The organism is Trichococcus palustris, from assembly GCF_900114465.1.
Taxonomy (GTDB): Bacteria; Bacillota; Bacilli; order Lactobacillales; family Aerococcaceae; genus Trichococcus; species Trichococcus palustris.
Genome location: NZ_FOTD01000003.1, coordinates 57181 through 77030 on the forward strand (window position 1 = coordinate 57181; position 19850 = coordinate 77030).

Below are 19850 nucleotides of genomic sequence, written 5' to 3' on the forward strand. Positions count from 1 at the left end.
GTAAAATATAGCGTAGAACCAGAAAGGGAGGGCTGTTGTTGATGCAAGTAGCAAAAGTGATTGTTGATATACCTGCCATGCAGACAAATCGTCCCTTTGATTATGCGATACCTCCCGAGATGAATGAAAAATTAGGGAAAGGGATGCGTGTGGAGGTTCCTTTTAACACTCGGGTCATACAAGGCTTCATAACCGATATACAAGATCATTCAGATTTCGAGGGCGAATTGAAAGAAATCATCCAGCCGCTGGACATCGAACCGGCGCTGACCGAAGAATTGATAGCGCTCGGCGAAGATATGGCCGAAAAAATATTCTCCTACCGCATCCATTGCTATCAGACCATGCTTCCGACCATGTTGAAAGCCAAGTATGATAAGGAAATAAAGATTGTGGATGAAGTGAGCGAGGACATTTTTTTCGACCTTTTTCATGGGAAAGATACGCTGAGCTGGGATGAAGCTGTTTCGAGAGGGATCCTTCCGAAGTTGATCGAATTAAAAAAGAATGGCCAAATTGAAGTGAATTTCATCTTGAAAAACCAAGCAAAATCCAAGACAGTGTCGGTCTATCATTCTGAACTGGCAATGGATCGTTTGGAAGATGAATACCACGGGTTGAAAAAATCAGCCAAACAACAAAAGGTCTTATTGGAGGCCATCCTTTCTTTGAACGGTACCGCCTTAACGCAAAAAGAGTACAAGGAAATGTTCGACATCAGTCCGCAAACCATCCGTACCGGCGTGGAAAAGGGATGGCTGAAGCTTTCTGAACGGGAAATCTTCAGGGATCCCTATAAAGATAAAGATTTCAAACGCACGGAAGCCTTGCCGTTGTCGGCAGAACAGGATGAGGCCTTCAAAAAGATGAATCAAAGCCTCTCAGAAGAAAAACACGAGGTTTTCTTGCTGAAAGGGGTGACAGGGAGCGGCAAAACGGAAGTGTATCTGCAACTCATCGCTGAAGTTTTGCAGAAGGGGAAGACGGCTTTGATGCTTGTCCCGGAGATTGCCCTGACGCCTCAAATGGTCCATCATTTCAAGGGCCGGTTTGGTGATCGCGTCGCCGTTATGCACAGTGCACTTTCGGCAGGTGAAAAATACGACGAATGGCGTAAAATATATAATGGAGAAGCGGACGTTGTCGTCGGCGCAAGGTCTTCCATTTTTTCGCCGGTAAAAAATCTGGGCATCATCATCATGGACGAAGAACATGAATCGACGTACAAACAGGATGAGAACCCGAAATATCATGCGCGCAATGTAGCGATCTGGCGCGGGGAATATCACCATTGCCCGGTCGTATTGGGGAGCGCCACTCCCTCCCTGGAATCGCGGGCCAGGGCACAAAAAAAAGTATATACCCTGGTGGAACTGAAAGGGCGTTTCAACCAGCGGGCATTGCCGGAAGTGGAAGTTGTCGATATGCGTGAGGAATTCAAGGCCAACAACCGCAGCAGCTTCTCGATGGTCTTGCAGGAAAAAATCGCCGATCGGCTGACGAAACGGCAACAAATTGTCCTGATGCTGAACCGGCGAGGGTATTCCTCTTTCATCATGTGCAGAGACTGTGGTTTTGTGCTGGAATGCCCGAACTGTGACATCAGTCTGACGCTGCATATGGACAGCAAGACGATGAAATGCCATTACTGCGGGCATGAAGAAGCGATTCCGCATACTTGCCCCAAGTGCCAGGGGCATAATTTCCGCTATTATGGGACGGGTACGCAGAAGATCGAGGAAGAGCTGCAAGGGCTGTTCCCGGATGCGCGCATCTTGCGGATGGATGTCGATACGACCCGCAAAAAAGGCGGACACGAGGCGATCCTCTCCGCTTTTGGCAGAGGGGAGGCGGACATCCTGCTGGGGACGCAAATGATCGCGAAAGGGCTCGACTTCCCTAATATTACCCTTGTGGGCGTCATCAACGCGGATACATCCTTGGGGTTGCCGGATTTCCGGGCCTCCGAAAGGACCTTCCAGCTCTTGACGCAGGTCAGCGGCAGGGCGGGACGTGCGGATTTGCCGGGGGAAGTCATTGTGCAATCCTACAATCCGGAGCATTATGCCATTCTTTTTGCGCAGCAACACAACTATGACGGCTTTTACCGGACTGAGATGTCTTTGCGGCATAAAGCGGGTTATCCGCCTTATTACTTTGCTGCGCTTATATCCGTCAATAATCCGGATGAGCAGAAAGCGCAAAGGAAAATACATGAAATCCATGCGATCCTCAAGAAACAGTTATCGTCCGGAACAATCATTTTGGGGCCGTCAAAAGGCTCCATCGCCAAGATGAATAACCGCTATTATTTCCAAATTTTAGTGAAATATAAACACGAACCGAACTTGCATCCGACATTAAAGAAAATATTGGATGATTCACAAAAAGAAAATGCACGGGGGCTCTACATCTCCATCGATTCCGAGCCGGTGAATTTTTTCTAGGAGGAAACAAAATGAAAAAAATAATCTTTATGGGGACACCCGCATTTTCAGTGCCTATATTGGAGGCTCTGATCGCCAATCACTACGATGTGATGGCAGTGGTCACGCAACCGGACAGACCGGTCGGCAGAAAAAAGGTATTGACGCCGTCACCGGTAAAAGAGGCTGCATTGAAGCACGGCTTGCCGGTCTACCAACCGGAAAAAATTGCAGGTTCCGAAGAAATGGCGCAATTGATTGCGATGGAACCGGATTTGATCGTAACGGCCGCTTACGGGCAATTTTTGCCGGTCAAGCTATTGAACGCCCCCCGTTACCGTTCCATCAATGTCCATGCTTCGCTATTGCCGAAATACCGCGGAGGCGCTCCTGTCCATTATGCGATCATCAACGGCGAAGCCAAGACAGGCGTCTCGATCATGTATATGGAAAGAAAAATGGATGCCGGGGCAGTTTTGGCGCAGCGTGCCATCCCGATCACCGAGCAGGATGACGTCGGCACGATGTTCGATAAGTTGAGCGCGCTCGGACGGGATCTATTGATCGACATCTTGCCGGATTTCTTTGCGGGCAAATGTACAGCTGTCGAACAGGATGAAGAACGCGCCACCTTTTCGCCGAACATCACACGGGAAGAGGAGCGGATCGACTGGAACAAGACGGCTCGCCAAATCGCGGATCAAGTGAGGGGCATGCGCCCTTGGCCGGTCGCACACACGCTTTTGGACGGCCAACGGATAAAGATATGGGATGGCGAAGGAACTGCGGACAAGACGTCAGCAGCAGCCGGAACGGTGGTCGCAAAGGACAAGGATGCCCTGTATATATCCTGTGGGGAAGGAACCGTCTTCAAATTAAAGGAATTACAGCCTGCTGGCAAGAAAAGGATGCTTGCGAGCGATTATTTGCGCGGGAGCGCGACGGAAATAGCGGAAGGAACAAGGTTTGATGCCAATGAATAACAAAAAGAATAAAGCGATCCGGCACTCGGTCCGATATCTGGCAGTCACTATTTTGGAGAGCGTCGAAAAGGAAGGTGCTTATTCGAACATCCTGTTGAATAAGGTCATCCAATCCGAGCAGCTTTCGCCTAAAGATGCCGGTCTTTTGACCGAAATCGTGTATGGCGTCATCCAAAGGAAGATGACACTGGATTATGGCCTGTCTACTTTCGTCAAGGATCCCAAAAAAATAGATTCTTGGGTGAATAATCTTTTGCGCGTATCGGCCTATCAGATGGCCTACTTGTCCAAAATCCCTGACCATGCGATTCTGTTCGATGCCGTGGAAATAGCGAAATCAAAAGGACATGTGGGCATTTCGCAATATGTCAACGGTGTCCTCCGCAATGTGCAAAGAAGCGGGTTGCGGGATTGGAAGGAAATCGCGAACGCCAAAAAACGCATCAGTGTCGGTGCCAGCATGCCGAAATGGATGGTCACTTATTTCATCGAAAAGATCGGGTTCGAAGAAACGGAAAAACTCGCATTCTCGCTATTGGAAGACCCCTTTGTCTCCATCCGGGTGCAGTCGCCGGATATGACGAGGGAGGAAGTGCTGGCGACCTTAAAGGCGGAAGGCTATGATGTGGAACCAAGCCCGCTCTCGCCGGTAGGCATCAGGATCCACGGGGGGAAAATCGCAGACTCCGATTTATTCAAAAACGGAGACATTACGATCCAAGATGAATCCAGCCAATTGGTTGCGCCCGTTGGAGCATTGTCGAAGGACAGCGTTGTTCTGGACAGCTGCGCCGCTCCGGGAGGGAAAACGACCCATATGGCAGCGTATCTATCAGCTGAAGCGCATGGGAAAGTCATCGCATTGGATGTTTATGAACACAAAATCGCTTTGATCGAGCAAAATGCGAACCGGCTGCATGTCGCCGACCGCATCGAAACGAAGGTGCTGGATGCGAAAGAAGCCGGAAAAGCATTCGCGCCGGAGTCCTTTGATGTGATCTATGTCGATGCTCCTTGTTCCGGCTTGGGTTTGATGCGCAGGAAACCGGAAATCAAATATGTAAAATGCGCCCAGGATTTCCTGGATTTGCATAAGGAACAAACTGAAATTTTAAATTCCGTCGCTCCGTTATTAAAAAAAGGTGGACGACTTGTATATAGTACCTGTACACTTACAACTGAAGAGAATCAAATGACGGTTCATACATTTATTGAAAATCATGATGATTTTACAATCCTTCCGATTGACTCTGCTATCTTGGATAAAAAGTCGCTCACTCCCGAAGGATTTGTACAAATTTTCCCTCATGATTATGGTACCGATGGGTTCTTCATCGGCTGTATGAAAAAAGAGAAATGAAAAAAGAGAATTGAGGGGAAAGAATGCAGATAGCCTTCAAAAGTGATATTGGCAAAAATAGATCGATCAATCAAGACTATGTGAATTGCTTTATGAATGATGCGAAACAGACTCTCATGATTGTCTGTGACGGCATGGGGGGGCACAAAGCTGGGGATGTCGCAAGTGAAATGGGGGTTTCCCATTTAGGGGCTTCCTGGAAAAATACGTCTTTCCGGAACAGCGAGGAACTCTCGCGATGGTTCATTTCAAGCATTCAACGGGTCAATGATTTGATTTTTCAAAAATCATTGGATTTCAGTGATCTTGATGGCATGGGCACCACTCTAGTGGCAGCGGCAGTTGTCGGAAAAGAACTGGTGATTGCGAATATCGGGGACAGCCGTGCGTATGTATACAGGAATTATAGGCTCCGCCAAATAACAGAAGACCATTCCTTGGTGAATGAATTCATCAAATCAGGTGAAATCACGGTTGAGGAAGCACAACATCATCCCAGAAAAAACATTCTGACCCGATCTGTCGGGGTTACCAAAAAAGTGGATATCGATATTATGGCTATGCCCATTTTAAAAGGGGATGTCCTTTTGATGTGTTCGGATGGGTTGACCAACATGCTGACCGACGATGAAATTTCCCAATTATTGAAAGAATGGATGCCGTTGGAAGAAAAAGCCGCTTCACTGGTGGATAAAGCCAATGAGGCTGGCGGATCCGATAACATTACTGTGCTCCTGGCCGATTTGACACTTAGAGAGGAAGATAAGCTGTGGAAATAGGAAAGAAATTAGGCGGACGTTATAAAATTATTCGGCACATCGGCAGCGGTGGGATGGCGAATGTTTATCTTGGCCAGGACTTGATATTGGATCGTCCGGTTGCCATTAAAGTTCTGCGTTTTGATTTCCGGGAGAACAAAGATGCACTCCGCCGCTTTCAAAGAGAAGCCCTTTCCGCCACTCAGCTGATCCATCCGAACATCGTCGGCGTCTATGATGTGGATGAAGAGGATGGACTCCAATACATCGTCATGGAGTTCATCGATGGGACGGACCTGAAAAAGTATATTGAACGGCAAGGCCAAGTCGCACCCGACAAGGCTATTCACATCATGCATCAAGTATTGTCTGCTGTAGCGTTAGCCCACAAGAATCGGATCATCCATCGGGACATCAAGCCGCAAAATATCCTGATCGATAATCAGGATAGGATTAAGATAACCGACTTCGGGATAGCAGTAGCCTTATCAGAAACATCCATCACGCAAACCAATACGTTGCTTGGATCGGTCCATTATTTATCACCGGAACAGGCGAGAGGCAGCATGGCTACTTCAAAATCAGATATCTATGCACTGGGTGTTGTGTTGTATGAATTGTTGAGCGGCTCCGTTCCCTTTGATGGGGAATCGGCAGTCAGCATCGCGTTGAAACACTTCCAAGAACCGATGCCATCCATCCGAGCCTTGCATCCGGAATTCCCGCAAAGCTTGGAAAACGTCATTTTGAAAGCAACGACAAAAGAACCTGCTGATCGTTATCAGACCTGCGAAGAAATGATGGCGGATCTTGACTCGTGTTTGGATCCGGCAAGGGCGGCGGAGGACATTTTCACTCCGGTCTCCATGCTATCAGCGACCAAAGTGCTTACGCCTATTTCAACTGGAAACAGGGATAAGGAAGACAGCGGGAAAACAATCATTTCCAAGGATCCTTTGGTGACGGAAAAAGCAAATCCCGCATCCGAACAGGCCGTTGAAATGGACACCGGTAAAAAGAAAAAGGAAAAGAAATGGAAAAAATGGTTACCGTTCCTGACTGTTTTCCTTTTGCTGGCAGGTGCTGGAATCGTTTATTCGTTTTTCTATAGCGCTGAACCTGATACAATCAGCGTTCCGGATGTTTCGAACATGGATCAGGCGACAGCGTTGAAAGCATTGACCGACGCAGGCTTGGCGCTTGGTGACATCTCAGAAGAATACAGCAAAGATGTTGCTGAAAATTTGGTCATTGAAACGCATCCCAAAAAAGGTTCCTCCGTTGTGAAAGATGCCAAGGTCGATTTGGTGATCAGTCTCGGTGAAGAGTTGTATACGGTCAAAGACTACGCAGGCGAAACCTACGAAAGCGTAATGGGAGAGCTTCGTTCCCGGGGCTTCATCGTCGAGCGGACACAGGCGTTCAGTTCCGATGTTCCGGAAGGCTCCATCATCAGTCAAAGCATCGAAGCCGGTACCGAAGTTAAACCTAGCGAAACGACCATTTCGTTTGTTGTAAGCGAAGGGACGCAATCCTATCTCATGCGTGACCTATCAGGGTACACTCAAAAAAGCGTTCAAGATTACGCGAGCGAATACGGGCTCGCCCTTTCTGTGACGGAAGCTTTTTCCGCTGATGTTGCATCCGGGTTGGTTATGAGCCAAAGCATTGCAAGTGGTTCAAGCTTTGTTTATGGTGCGAAGCTGAGTATCGTCCTATCAAAAGGACCCAAAGAACCGGCGGTCATCACTTTCGCGAAGTCCTTGACCATCCCGTACAAAGCCAATTCGTCGGTTGTTGAAAGCAGTTCAAGCGCCAGTTCAAGCGCCAGTTCAAGCAACGGTTCAAGCAGCGACGCGCAATCATCTGCAACGGTACGGACAAATCACATCGTCATCTACATCCAAGATGAAGATCATCCGCTGACTGATATTTTCCGGGAATTCAACATTTCCAGCGATGAGGTTGTCACGCTCAATTTCCGCATTTTAGAAGGGAAGACGGCATCCTACAGAGTCGAAAGAGATGGAGAAATCATTCTCGAAGAAGCGGGCCTCACGAAATAATCTTAAGGAATAGAATAAGGGAGGGGCTGGGACAAAAGTCCGAGCCCCTTTCGCATTTCCTAACAATTAATCGTAAACGTGTTCTGAATTGCAGACACCACTCCCGTTTCGAAACGGGCTTTCGTCCACAAAAGAGGTGAACGAAAAACCAGTTTCTCCAACGTCCGGGTGTCTAAACACAATTCATCACACTCTGTTTAAACGTGTTCCAAAAAGCAGACCTGAAGTCACTTCACGCATAATGCTCAGGCGGTCTGCGACCATCTGAGCTTATTGGCTCCAGTGATTCGGGTCTAAACGCTTTCTGTCACACACACTCTATTTTTATGATTGCGCCGAGGACACCTGTGGCTTTAATCGCGTTTGGATCGGAATTTTGACTCTCCTTCATTTTTTCGGTTAGATAGTGTAAAATAGTGGATAAGACAATGCTCAAAAAAAGATTAGATGAAAAGAAAAAATAGAAGGGGTTGTTGATTTGCGAAAAGGTCAAATCAGAAAAGCCATAAGCGGATTTTATTATGTTTATGTTGATGGTCAAACCTTTCAGACGCGCGGGAGAGGGAATTTCCGTGTGAAGAACATGTCGCCGCTGGTGGGCGATTATGTCGATTTTGAGAGCGATAACAAAACGGAAGGCATCCTCATCGATATTTACCCAAGAAAAAACGAGCTGATCCGTCCTACTGTAGCCAACATCGATTATGGCATCATCGTGATGTCGGCCGTTGAACCGGATTTTTCATCCTATTTAGTGGATCGTTTTCTTGTCTATCTGGAGGACAAACGGATCAAGCCCATCATCTATGTTACGAAAATGGATTTGTTGGATGAAAAAACGACTGCGGAAATGAAGGCGTTCAAAATCTACTATGAATCCATCGGCTATAAGATGATCCTGTCGGATTATCCGGCGAGTGAAACGTCATTGAACACACTCATCCAGGTCATCGGGAAAGGTGCGGCCGTGTTTATGGGGCAATCCGGTGCAGGGAAATCGACGTTGCTGAATCAGTTGATGCCGGAATTGGAACTGGAAACAGGGGAAATTTCAACGGCTTTGGGCAGGGGACGCCATACTACCCGCCATGTCGAGTTGCATCCCATCGGGGACGCTTTGATAGCCGATACGCCGGGATTCAGCACCATCGATCTGGTCGACATCGAAGAAGCGGATTTGCCTTCGCTGTTCCCGGATTTTGTCGCGCTCAGGGACGAATGCCGCTTTAGTGGCTGCATGCACATCAATGAACCGAATTGCAGAATCAAAGCGGCTGTAGAGACGGGTGAAATAGCGAAATATCGTTATGACCATTATTTGCAGTTCTATGAAGAAATCAATACCCGTAAACCGATGTACGTGAAAAAGAAAAAATAAGAATAAGGTGTGTGTGAATATGAAAATAGCTCCTTCCATACTAAGTGCAGATTTTGCGAATTTAGAAAGAGATGTAAGATTGGTTGAAGAAGCGGGTGCCGATTATATCCATATCGATGCGATGGATGGCAATTTTGTCGAAAACCTGACTTTGGGGCCAAATGTCGTGAAAGCCATCCGTCCGTATACGAAATTGCCTTTGGATTGCCATCTGATGGTACAGTCGCCTGAAAAGTTCATCCCGGCCTTCGCCAAAGCGGGTGCCGATATCATCACGATCCATGTCGAAGCGACGAATCATATCCATGGAGCCATCCAAATGATCAAAAATGAGAATATCGCAGCCGGCGTCGTCATCAATCCGGGAACAAGCGTCGATGCAATCAAACCTGTCCTGCAGGATGTCGATATGGTCCTGGTCATGACGGTAAATCCTGGATTCGGCGGTCAGAGCTTCATCGCAAGCACTGTCGAAAAAATAAGGGAATTGGCTGAACTGCGGACACAGAAAGGCTATCATTATGAAATAGAAGTCGATGGCGGCATAACGCATGATACCATCGTTGCTTGCCGTCAAGCGGGAGCGGATGTCTTTGTTGCCGGTTCTTATATCTATGATGATGAAAATCCGGAAGCTGCTATCAATCGTCTAAAGGATGCCTGCAGAAATGCCTAGTCAAAAAGTGGTGATCGTAGTGGGCGGGGATCAAACCGGTGTCGCTGGGTTGCTGGGAACATACACGGAAGGATACCGGTTTATCGGTGCTGATCGGGGGGCTTTGACGTTGGCGGAGGTCCTTCCGCAATTTGATGCCGCAATCGGTGATTTCGACTCCGTATCGGCCGCCGAATTGGAGCGGGTCAAAGAGAAAAGCGCCCGTTTCATGGTGCTGCCGGCCCAAAAGGATGAGACGGACACAGAGGCGGCCCTTGCTTATGCCATCACGGCCTATCAGCCCGAGGAAATCATCCTGCTGGGGGCGTTGGGCGGGCGATTGGACCATCTGATGAGTAATTTATGGTTATGCTACCATCCCCGCTTTAAGGACAGCGTAGCAAAGATCGTCGTACAGGATGAACAAAATACGCTGCGTTTCTTTCAGCCGGGAAACCATCAACTGACAAAAGATGCGGATAAAAAATATCTTTCTTTCGTCAGCATGACGCCTGTGAAGAAACTGATTCTTTGCGATGTGGCCTATCCCTTGGACGCGAGAGATTACGATCATCCGGTTGCCCTGGTCAGCAATGAATTTAAGCAGGACAAGATGACATTCTCGTTCGAAAAAGGATTGTTGGCGGTCATCCAGAGCAAGGATAAAAAGAAATAGACAAAAAAAGATGAGCAGCAATCTCATGAAGGGATTTTTGCTCATCTATATTTTTTTATACTCTTTCAACTTTACCAGATTTCAAAGCGCGAGCTGAAACCCATACTTTAACAGGTTTTCCATCGACTAAGATACGAACTTTTTGTAAGTTTGGTTTGAAAGTACGTTTAGTGTAGTTCATAGCGTGAGAACGGTTATTACCTGAACGGCTTTTACGTCCTGTTACGAAACATTCTTTTGACATTTTCTTTCCTCCTTTGCTGTTACAGAAGCAAAGCTTCTTTCCAATTCATACACTTGACTAATTTATCATAATTTAAAAGTGAATGCAACTGTTTTAAAGGAAAAATACTTGACAGCCTAAATTTTTTTGAAGGGATGATACGCAAGATAGGAATAACGGGTTTGTCATCAAAAGCTTTTGGCTGCTGGAATCATCGGGGAATTCTGGAAAAAGAAGAGTGGCGTCGGCAAAACCGTTTTTTTAAGGAGATAGCACGAAAAAAGAGGAAATTATCGTAAAATGTTATTTCTTTTATGGAAAATATGCTATCATTATTTATAATTAACGATTGTGTGCATACATTTAAGGAGGCTATTACAAATGGCAGTAAAAATCCAAACACAATATGGAATGGTTAATCTATCAAACGATGTGATCGCTACGGTAGTAGGCGGAGCAGCGACTGACAACTATGGTGTTGTCGGCATGGCCAGCAAAAATCAAATTAAAGATAATATCAGTGAAATATTAAAAAAAGAAAATTATTCACGGGGTGTTGTTATTCGCCAAGAAGATAACGGGGTAGCTGTGGATGTTTATATCCTTGTACTCTATGGAACAAAAATATCTGAAATTTGCCGAAATGTGCAAACGCAAGTGAAATATAATCTTGAGATGATGCTGGGATTTTCCGCAAATACAGTAAACGTGTTTGTCCAAGGTGTCAGAGTATTGAACGATTAAAGAGAACAAATCACCATGTTTTATGGTGAAGGAGGATTATAAGGTGAACAAAACTGAATTAACAGCTGAAGACTTCAAAGCGATGGTTGCGGTCGGCGCAGACCATCTCAGCGAGAATGCCGAATATGTAAATTCCCTGAATGTGTTTCCTGTACCTGACGGAGACACCGGGACAAATATGAACTTATCTTTTACATCGGGCGCCGAAAGAGTGCGCCTATCCAACTCGGATAGAATCGATCAGTTGGGATCGGATTTGGCAAAAGGGTTATTGATGGGTGCAAGAGGGAATTCAGGCGTTATCCTATCCCAATTATTCCGTGGTTTTTCAAAAGCGATGGAAGGGAAGGCGACAGTAAACACAAAAGAATTTGCAGATGCTTTTTCCCATGGCGTTGAAACGGCCTATAAAGCTGTTATGAAGCCTGTTGAGGGGACCATTTTGACGGTAGCCCGCGAATCGGCAAAAGCCGGCGTGAAAAAAGCGGAACAAACCGATGATATCATCGAATTGATGGCTGCAATCGTTAAGTATTCCCAAACCGCTTTGGAGAAAACGCCAGATTTGTTGCCGGTATTGAAAGAAGTCGGCGTCGTGGATAGTGGCGGCCAAGGGTTGGTCTATATCTATGAAGGCTTTTTAGAATCGTTGACCGGTGAGAAAGTTCCGATGGCGGATAGGTCCATTTCGAAAGCGGATGTCACTGAAATCGCTCATCAGGAAAATTTCCACAATGTTTCGCATTCCATCGCTACCGCGGATATAAAATATGGCTATTGTACGGAAATCATGGTCAAATTGGGCGAAGGGGAAACCGTAACCGACGAATTTGACTATGAGATTTTTCGCAATCATTTAAATGAATTAGGGGATTCGCTGTTGGTCGTTGCCGACGACGAAATCGTCAAAGTGCATGTGCATACGGAACACCCTGGCGAAGTCATGAATTACGGACAGAAGTTCGGTTCATTGATGAAGATCAAAGTGGACAACATGCGTCTGCAACATGATGCTGTGCTTGAAAAAGGAGATGCGCCTGCCAAGAAGCTTGAAAAGGTACCTTATGCTGTGATTGCTATTGCAGCCGGAGAAGGCGTTCATAAATTATTCAAGAGCATGGGTGTTTCATCCATCATCAACGGCGGACAAACGATGAATCCGAGCACGGAAGATATTTTGAAGGCGATCGACAGCGCAAATGCTGAAAAAACGATCATCCTTCCCAACAACAAAAACATCTTTATGGCGGCAGAGCAGGCCGCGGAAGTTTCCGAAGCGAACGTCGTCGTCGTTCCATCCCGCACGATATCACAGGGGCTGACAGCGATGCTAGCCTTCAATGAGTCGGATGAGCTCGAAACGAATAAAACGAATATGACGGCGGAACTTGATCATGTTGTCAGCGGACAAATCACAAATGCGGTAAGGGATACCGTCATCGATGGCTTGAGCATAGCGAAAGACGATTTCATGGGCATCGTAGATGGGAAAATCATCACCTCCCACAAAAATCGTCCAGCGGCAACAATCGAAACCTTGCGTAAGATGATTACGGCTGACAGTGAAATTGTTACCATCATCTACGGTGAAGATGCGGACGAAAAAGAAAGCCAAGCTATTGCGAACGCAATCGAATCCGAATTCGACTTCCTGGAAGTGGAGATTCAAGAGGGCAATCAACCGGTATACAGCTATCTTCTTTCTGTAGAATAAAAAATTTTGAGCTGAACAAGTTTTTCTGTTCAGCTCTTCTTATGTACTGACTAAGGGAGGAGGGATAAGATGACAACAGGAGAAAAGGCAATCGTCAGTGTCTACGATGACCTGAGCGGACTGTCGCAGGTTGGCCCAAAACGGATTGAAGCATTGAAATCTTTGGGGATTGAGACTATCTATGAGCTATTGACTCACTTTCCTTTTCGATATGAAGATATAAAAGTAAAAACACTTGATGAAATAGAAGATCAAGATAAAGTGACGTTGAAAGGCCAAGTCGTGACGGCGCCTGTTGTTCACCATTTTGGCTATAAAAAAAGTCGTCTGTCATTTAAACTTGCGATTGAAGATGCCATCATATCCGTCACCTTTTTCAATCAGCCTTTTTTGAAAGCGAAAATAATCCTGGAAGATGAGATTGCAATCTTCGGTAAGTGGGACAGAACCAGACAAAATTTGACCGGAATGAAAATTCTGGGCAGTTCGAACAATCAGGAAGACTTTTCAGCCATTTACCATGTGAATAAGCAAATCAAACAGCAGACATTGCTGAATCTGATTAAACAGGCCATTGATAGCTATTATGAAGCGATTCCGGAAATAATACCCGACTATTTGTCGGAAACCTACCGTTTGATGAGCCATAAAGAAGCGATACGCGCGATGCATTTTCCTAAAACAGATGAAGAATCCTTTCAGGCGAAAAGACAGATCATCTACCAGGAGTTCTTCCTCTATCAAGTGCGGCTTCAACTGGTGCAATTGAACCGAAAAATGAAAAATGAAGGCATTGCGATCCTCTATGATGTCGATAAACTCAAAGGCTTCATCGCTACCCTTCCTTTTGAATTGACGGAAGGCCAAAAAAAGGTAGTCAATGAAATCTGCAGGGATTTGCGTAAGCCGTACGAAATGAACCGCTTGCTGCAGGGCGATGTGGGCAGCGGGAAAACGATTGTGGCTGTCATCGCGCTGGTTGCCGCCTATCTTGGGGGATACCAAGGCGCGTTTATGGTGCCGACTGAAATTTTGGCGGAACAGCATTATCAGACATTGCGTGGCCTGTTTGAATATAGCGATATCAAGGTGGCGTTGTTGACCGGGAGCACGAAAACGAAAGAGCGCAGAGAATTGCTGGAACAACTTGCCTCCGGTGATTTGCATATCCTCATCGGGACGCATGCCTTGATTCAGGAGGACGTTCATTTTTCCAACCTTGGGTTAGTCATAACGGATGAACAACACCGATTTGGGGTGCAGCAAAGAAATAGACTGAACGAAAAGGGTAACAACCCGAACGTTTTATATATGACAGCGACGCCTATCCCGAGGACCTTAGCCATCACTACGATGGGGGAAATGGATGTCTCCGTCTTGGATCAGATGCCGGATGGGAGAAAGCCGATCAAGACGATTTGGAACAAGTCCGATAAACTGGAGAATGTCCTGGAGTTCATTCGGAAACAAGTGATGAACGGCCAACAAGCCTACATCATTACACCTTTGATAGAAAAATCCGAGACGTTGGATGTAAAGAATGCGGAGGAAGTCCACCGCACCGTCTCTGACTATTATAAGGGAGAATGCACCGTCGGCTTGCTGCACGGAAGATTGAAATCGAATGAAAAAGAGCAGATTATGCGGGAATTCCAGGAAAATAAAATAAATATCCTTGTCTCTACGACAGTCATAGAGGTGGGGCTGAATGTGCCGAACGCTACGGTCATGGTCATCCAGGATGCTGACCGTTTCGGATTGTCTCAGTTGCATCAATTGCGCGGCCGTGTCGGGCGTGGCGACAAGGACTCTTATTGTGTCCTTGTCGCAAACCCTAAAACAGACAACGGAAAAGAACGGATGCGCATTATGGTCGAATCGACTGACGGCTTCTATCTGAGCCAACGCGATATGGAGTTGAGGGGCCCTGGTGATTTGTTCGGAAACAAACAGTCGGGTCTGCCTGATTTCAAATCCGGGGATATCGTGCGCGATGCCATCATACTTGATGTGGCGCACAATGACGCCATTCGGATTACCCGTGAAAAGGATTTCGCCAGTAATCCCGCTTATGGGAATCTGCGCACGGCAATCGAAAGAGAACATGCCAAAATAAAAAGATTACAGTAAAAAGGTTGCAGAAGGAATGACATTTCCTCGTCAGCGTAATAAGATGAGGAAATGAACAATAATAAAAAGTGAGGTATCCTAAATGAGAATAGCCGTTGATGCTATGGGCGGAGACAACGCACCGCAAGCGATTGTGGAAGGTGTGTTATTGGCCGCTAAGGAATTTAATGATTTGGAATTTGTACTGTTTGGGGACGAAACAAAAATTCGTTCAGCAATCGGTACTCAAACGATAGACGAGAAAAAAATCCGCATTGTCCACACGGATGAAAAAATAAACAGCGATGATGAGCCCGTAAAAGCGATTCGCAGAAAAAAACAGGCTTCTATGGTTTTGGCTGCCCAAGCTGTCAAAGATAAAGAAGCTGATGCTTTATTCTCAGCCGGCAACACGGGAGCATTGTTGACTGCAGGCCTATTGATTATAGGAAGGATCAAAGGGATAGACCGACCTGCTTTGATGCCTATTTTACCGGTGATCGGCAAAAAAGATCAACAATTCTTACTGATGGATGCTGGAGCAAACGCGGATTGCAAACCGGAAAATGTTTATCAGTTCGGCTTGTTGGGTTCCTACTACGCCAAATTTGTCCAAGGAATCGAAAAGCCTAGAGTGGCTTTATTGAATAACGGATCGGAAGCGTCGAAAGGCAACGATCTTTCCAAAAAAGCCCATGCTTTATTGGCTCAGGATGGTGAATTGAATTTCATCGGTAATATCGAGGCACGTGAAATTTTGACGGGCGATGCCGATGTGGTCGTAACGGACGGCTTCACAGGCAATGCTGTTTTGAAGACCATTGAAGGGACATCCTTGGCATTGCTGAAGCTGATCAAAAGTCAAATAATGACCGGCAACCTGAAAACTAAACTGGGTGGGTTGTTGTTGAAGGACGCCATGACAGATATCAAAGATGTCATGGACTATTCCAAACATGGTGGAGCGGTCTTATTCGGCTTGCAGGCACCAGTCGTGAAGACACATGGTTCGGCAGATAAAGTGGCTGTATATTATACGGTGAAACAAATCCGTAGAATCATCGACTCACATGTCATCGATGATTTGGTTGCCCATTTTAATGCGCTGAATCAGAAGAAACAAGCGGAAATGGAATGAAATAAAAGTATAGACAAAAGAAATCCAGATGGTTAAAATAGATGTGAGCCTTTGCAAAATGTTTTGAAGGAGACACTTTGCTTTTGGATATGGAACAATAACGGAGGTGTATACCCTTGGCAGGAACAGATACTTTTGAAAAGGTAGCCAAGATAATTATTGAACGATTCGGTGTCGATGAAACCAAAGTGACAAGAGAATTAACGATTCAAAATGATCTTGGAGCGGATTCATTGGATATTGTAGAACTTGTGATGGAATTGGAAGACGTATTCGGTGTTCAAATTTCGGATGAAGATGCAGAAAAAATAATCTCGGTGGGCGATGCAGTTGATTATATCGACTCACAAAAATAAGGCAAGGAAGCCCTGATTTCAGTCAGGGGGAGTTGTCAGAAAAATAAGAAATCCAATAATTAAAAATAAAAGCAACATTGACGGATGATAATTGCCAATGTTGTTTTTTTTTAAGTTCAAATAGCCTTTTATTATGTTTTGATAAAGTATATTAAAAAATGATGATATATCAGTTGTCTTTCGGATAGCGCAACCGTATAATATAATAAGCTGTATCATCATTTTTACTACACTATATAACAAATCATATTGTGGATATGTTGAGGATAAAGAGAAACTAACATTGTCATAAATAGGCAGTGCAAAAGATTTGAGGAGGTCGTTTGATGGAGATTGGGAAACCGTTGTTAGAGATTAATTCGCTGCGCACTGGCTTTCGTGTACAAGATGAGTACTTTGAAGCAGTGGATGATGTTTCCTTAACTTTAGAAAAAAACGAAATATTGGCCATCGTTGGTGAATCCGGTTGCGGGAAAAGCACCTTGGCTACCACCATCGTCGGCCTGCACAACAAAGCGAATACACGTATTTCCGGGGAAGTCATTTATCAAAATTTGAATTTGATCGACTTGAATGAAACACTATACAACCGTATACGGGGAAACGACATCGGTATGGTCTTTCAAGACCCTTTGACGGCTTTAAACCCTTTGATGGCCGTAGGGCAGCAAATCGAAGAGGTGCTCCTTTATCACACAAAGATGATAAAGGAAGAGCGCAAAAGCCGAGTCCTTGAACTGATGGAACAGGTCGGCATCCCTTTCCCGGAAAAAGTCGGGAAGCAATATCCCCATGAGTTGTCAGTCGGAATGCGCCAACGGGTAGTCATCGCGATAGCGATTGCCTGTAAACCGCCGATCATCATCGCAGATGAGCCGACGACTGCGCTGGACGTGACCACACAGGCGCAAATATTGGATTTGTTGAATGAACTACAGGATGAGACAGAAGCGGGCATTATCTTGATCACGCATGATTTGGGCGTCGTGGCTGAAACGGCCGACAGGGTGGCAGTCATGTATGCTGGGCAAATAGTCGAGTTGGCTAGTGTGATCGATCTATTTACAGACCCGAGACATCCCTATACACGTTCCTTGCTGCGATCGATACCGCAATCAAACGAAGTGGTCGATGCGGCATCCGGAGACTTGCATGTTATCCGCGGCGCTGTGCCTTCTTTGCAGAATCTTTCGCGAAAAGGTTGCCGTTTTTCAAACCGCATTCCTTGGATCCCGGTTTCGGATCATGAAGAAAATCCAATCATGCATGAAGTGGAACCGGGGCATTTTGTAAGGTGCACCTGCCATGAACACTTCCATTTTGAAGGGGAGAGTGAATAACTATGGGCTTTTTGGAAATAAAAGATTTGAAAGTCCACTATCCCATCCGAAACGGGTTCTTGAATAGGGTCACCGATCACGTCCAGGCCGTGGACGGCGTGAGCTTTGCGATCGAAGAAGGGAAGACCATCGGGCTAGTGGGCGAATCCGGCTCCGGAAAGTCGACGATCGGAAAGGCGATCATTGGGTTGGAGAAGGTGACTTCCGGGAATGTCTACTATAACGGAGAAGACGTAACCAACAAAGCTAGAAAGAGGACCTCGGATTACAATCGCAATGTCCAAATGATTTTTCAAGATGCCATGTCCAGTTTAAACTCTAAGAAGCGGGTGTTGGATATCATCGCCGAACCTTTGCACAATTTTGAAAGAAATTCCGTGCGGGAAGAAAAAAAGCGTATTGTGGAACTATTGGATATCGTTGGTATGTCCGAAGACGCACTTTATAAGTATCCTCATGAATTTTCGGGAGGTCAAAGACAAAGAATCGGCATTGCTCGCGCAATGGCGACAAAGCCGAAATTGATCATCGCAGACGAACCTGTTTCTGCCTTGGACCTATCCGTCCAAGCACAGGTTTTGAACTACATGAAACGCATCCAAGACCAGTATAACGTCAGCTATTTGTTTATTTCTCATGATTTGGGTGTCATGAAACATATGTGTGATGAGTTGGCGGTCATGTACCGCGGCAGATTTGTTGAATATGGCCATAAAAATGACATCTATACAAACCCTCAGCATGGGTATACGAAACGGTTGCTGTCGGCTATCCCAAACATCGATCCGGTCAACAGGGAAGCCAACAAAAAGAAACGTATGGCAGTCGAAAGGGAATATCAAAGGAACCAGGCTTTATATTATGATGAAAATGGGCACGTCTATGATTTGAAGAATTTGACCGTTACGCACAAGGTAGCCCTCAAAGCCGCATCAAAGGAGGTTGAATAAGTATGTGGAAAACAATAGCAAAACGTGTCATACTTATGATTCCGCAAATTTTCATTTTTAGCATTTTGGTCTTTTTATTCGCAAAATTGATGCCAGGAGATCCTTTTACTGGACTGATCACACCGAATATGGATGCCCAGACGATGGAGACGATACGGCAACAGGCGAGCTTGAATGATCCCTGGTATATCCAGTACACGAACTGGATAGGAAATGCCCTACAGGGAGACTTCGGGCAAAGTTATACCTACAGCGTGCCGGTTTCGACCCTGATTGGCCAACGGATAGGGAACACTATCTGGCTTTCCGTTGTGTCCGTACTGATAACGTATCTGCTTGCCATTCCGTTGGGCATGTATGCGGGCAGGCATAACGACTCTTTGGGGGATAAAGTCATCAGCTTTTATCATTATGCAGGTTTTGCGGTTCCGACATTCATTTTTGCGCTATTGCTCATCTGGCTGTTCGGGTACACGTTGCATATTTTCCCGACCAGAGGAGTGGTCACTACCGGTATCGCATCCGGCAATCTCGCCTATATTTGGGACAGGTTTTATCATTTGCTTTTACCTGCTTTGGCTTATGCGTTGTTGGCTACGACAAGCATCGTTCAATATTTACGTGCCGGCATAATCGACGCCAAACAAGAAGACTATGTCCGCACGGCCCGTTCCAAAGGGATCCCAGAAAACAAGGTATATTCCAAACATATTTTCCGCAATTCCATTTTACCGATTGCTTCCTTTTCGGGTTATGATATCACCGGACTTATCGGCGGATCAATCTTCATCGAAAGCATTTTTTCTTTCCCTGGTATGGGCCAATTATTCATCAGCTCGGTGGGTGCGCGTGACTATAGTGTGGTGACCGCATTAATTTTACTATTTGGTGTTGCGGCTTTATTGGGTGCGTTAGTGTCCGATATCATCATGAGCATCGTCGACCCGCGCATCCGGATTGAGTAGTAAAGGGAA

17 protein-coding genes are annotated in these 19850 nt (G+C 45.9%); 16 read left to right on the forward strand and 1 reads right to left on the reverse strand.

The genetic code is table 11. The features are described from left to right. The first annotated feature begins 38 nt into the window (after positions 1 to 38). From priA to BM101_RS02860, 8 genes are all read left to right on the forward strand, one after another. On the forward strand, positions 39 to 2447 hold the full coding sequence (priA, locus tag BM101_RS02825; RefSeq protein WP_087030476.1) for a primosomal protein N': 2409 nt from the start codon (positions 39 to 41) through the stop codon (positions 2445 to 2447). An 11-nt stretch (positions 2448 to 2458) separates the two neighbouring features. Beyond that, on the forward strand, positions 2459 to 3409 hold the full coding sequence (gene fmt / locus BM101_RS02830) for a methionyl-tRNA formyltransferase (RefSeq protein ID WP_087030479.1): 951 nt from the start codon (positions 2459 to 2461) through the stop codon (positions 3407 to 3409). Then, positions 3396 to 4769, forward strand: coding sequence for a 16S rRNA (cytosine(967)-C(5))-methyltransferase RsmB (rsmB, locus tag BM101_RS02835; RefSeq protein WP_322787171.1), 1374 nt, complete (start codon positions 3396 to 3398; stop codon positions 4767 to 4769). The genes fmt and rsmB overlap by 14 nt, the downstream gene beginning before the upstream one ends. A gap of 23 nt (positions 4770 to 4792) precedes the next feature. Next, positions 4793 to 5548, forward strand: a complete 756-nt coding sequence (locus tag BM101_RS02840; RefSeq protein ID WP_087030482.1) for a Stp1/IreP family PP2C-type Ser/Thr phosphatase — start codon at positions 4793 to 4795, stop codon at positions 5546 to 5548. After that, positions 5539 to 7593 carry a Stk1 family PASTA domain-containing Ser/Thr kinase gene (gene pknB / locus BM101_RS02845; protein ID WP_087030485.1) on the forward strand — a complete coding sequence of 685 codons (2055 nt, stop codon included), beginning with the start codon at positions 5539 to 5541 and terminating at the stop codon, positions 7591 to 7593. The genes BM101_RS02840 and pknB overlap by 10 nt, the downstream gene beginning before the upstream one ends. A 478-nt stretch (positions 7594 to 8071) precedes the next feature. After that, positions 8072 to 8971 carry a ribosome small subunit-dependent GTPase A gene (gene rsgA, locus BM101_RS02850; RefSeq protein WP_087030487.1) on the forward strand — a complete coding sequence of 300 codons (900 nt, stop codon included), beginning with the start codon at positions 8072 to 8074 and terminating at the stop codon, positions 8969 to 8971. Positions 8972 to 8990: 19 nt separating this feature from the next. After that, positions 8991 to 9647, forward strand: a complete 657-nt coding sequence (gene rpe, locus BM101_RS02855) for a ribulose-phosphate 3-epimerase (RefSeq protein WP_087030490.1) — start codon at positions 8991 to 8993, stop codon at positions 9645 to 9647. Continuing rightward, complete coding sequence (locus BM101_RS02860; protein ID WP_177194340.1) at positions 9640 to 10302, forward strand: thiamine diphosphokinase; 663 nt, start codon at positions 9640 to 9642, stop codon at positions 10300 to 10302. The genes rpe and BM101_RS02860 overlap by 8 nt, the downstream gene beginning before the upstream one ends. A 55-nt stretch (positions 10303 to 10357) precedes the next feature. Here the strand turns inward: BM101_RS02860 and rpmB are convergent, their stop codons facing one another. Continuing rightward, positions 10358 to 10546 carry a 50S ribosomal protein L28 gene (gene rpmB / locus BM101_RS02865; RefSeq protein WP_087030496.1) on the reverse strand — a complete coding sequence of 63 codons (189 nt, stop codon included), beginning with the start codon at positions 10544 to 10546 and terminating at the stop codon, positions 10358 to 10360. A 360-nt stretch (positions 10547 to 10906) separates the two neighbouring features. Here rpmB and BM101_RS02870 point away from each other — a divergent pair, with 360 nt between their 5' ends. The 8 genes from BM101_RS02870 to opp4B all read left to right on the forward strand — a co-directional run bounded on the left by BM101_RS02870 (position 10907) and on the right by opp4B (position 19841). Beyond that, positions 10907 to 11269 (forward strand): Asp23/Gls24 family envelope stress response protein, encoded by a 363-nt coding sequence (locus BM101_RS02870; protein WP_087030500.1) that lies wholly within the window; start codon positions 10907 to 10909, stop codon positions 11267 to 11269. 43 nt (positions 11270 to 11312) lie between these two features. After that, complete coding sequence (locus BM101_RS02875; RefSeq protein WP_087030503.1) at positions 11313 to 12983, forward strand: DAK2 domain-containing protein; 1671 nt, start codon at positions 11313 to 11315, stop codon at positions 12981 to 12983. A gap of 69 nt (positions 12984 to 13052) precedes the next feature. Beyond that, positions 13053 to 15113 carry an ATP-dependent DNA helicase RecG gene (recG, locus tag BM101_RS02880; protein ID WP_087030506.1) on the forward strand — a complete coding sequence of 687 codons (2061 nt, stop codon included), beginning with the start codon at positions 13053 to 13055 and terminating at the stop codon, positions 15111 to 15113. An 82-nt stretch (positions 15114 to 15195) separates the two neighbouring features. After that, positions 15196 to 16230, forward strand: a complete 1035-nt coding sequence (plsX, locus tag BM101_RS02885) for a phosphate acyltransferase PlsX (RefSeq protein WP_087030509.1) — start codon at positions 15196 to 15198, stop codon at positions 16228 to 16230. A gap of 116 nt (positions 16231 to 16346) precedes the next feature. After that, positions 16347 to 16586: an acyl carrier protein gene (acpP, locus tag BM101_RS02890; protein WP_087030511.1), complete on the forward strand. Its 240-nt coding sequence runs from the start codon at positions 16347 to 16349 to the stop codon at positions 16584 to 16586. Positions 16587 to 16912: 326 nt separating this feature from the next. Then, a complete protein-coding gene (locus tag BM101_RS02895; RefSeq protein WP_087030514.1) occupies positions 16913 to 17926 on the forward strand; it encodes an ABC transporter ATP-binding protein in 1014 nt (337 codons plus the stop codon). Between the two features lie 2 nt (positions 17927 to 17928). Then, positions 17929 to 18876, forward strand: a complete 948-nt coding sequence (locus tag BM101_RS02900; RefSeq protein WP_087030517.1) for an ATP-binding cassette domain-containing protein — start codon at positions 17929 to 17931, stop codon at positions 18874 to 18876. 2 nt (positions 18877 to 18878) lie between these two features. Continuing rightward, a complete protein-coding gene (gene opp4B / locus BM101_RS02905) occupies positions 18879 to 19841 on the forward strand; it encodes an oligopeptide ABC transporter permease (RefSeq protein WP_087030520.1) in 963 nt (320 codons plus the stop codon). Positions 19842 to 19850 lie beyond the last annotated feature (9 nt).

Coding starts and splice junctions, on each gene's coding strand:
- fmt (WP_087030479.1), top strand. CDS start 2,459: ATGAAAAAAATAATCTTTATGGGGACACCCGCATTTTCAGTGCCTATA.
- rsmB (WP_322787171.1), top strand. CDS start 3,396: ATGCCAATGAATAACAAAAAGAATAAAGCGATCCGGCACTCGGTCCGA.
- BM101_RS02840 (WP_087030482.1), top strand. CDS start 4,793: ATGCAGATAGCCTTCAAAAGTGATATTGGCAAAAATAGATCGATCAAT.
- rpe (WP_087030490.1), top strand. CDS start 8,991: ATGAAAATAGCTCCTTCCATACTAAGTGCAGATTTTGCGAATTTAGAA.
- BM101_RS02860 (WP_177194340.1), top strand. CDS start 9,640: ATGCCTAGTCAAAAAGTGGTGATCGTAGTGGGCGGGGATCAAACCGGT.
- rpmB (WP_087030496.1), bottom strand. CDS start 10,546: ATGTCAAAAGAATGTTTCGTAACAGGACGTAAAAGCCGTTCAGGTAAT.
- BM101_RS02870 (WP_087030500.1), top strand. CDS start 10,907: ATGGCAGTAAAAATCCAAACACAATATGGAATGGTTAATCTATCAAAC.
- recG (WP_087030506.1), top strand. CDS start 13,053: ATGACAACAGGAGAAAAGGCAATCGTCAGTGTCTACGATGACCTGAGC.
- plsX (WP_087030509.1), top strand. CDS start 15,196: ATGAGAATAGCCGTTGATGCTATGGGCGGAGACAACGCACCGCAAGCG.
- BM101_RS02895 (WP_087030514.1), top strand. CDS start 16,913: ATGGAGATTGGGAAACCGTTGTTAGAGATTAATTCGCTGCGCACTGGC.
- BM101_RS02900 (WP_087030517.1), top strand. CDS start 17,929: ATGGGCTTTTTGGAAATAAAAGATTTGAAAGTCCACTATCCCATCCGA.
- opp4B (WP_087030520.1), top strand. CDS start 18,879: ATGTGGAAAACAATAGCAAAACGTGTCATACTTATGATTCCGCAAATT.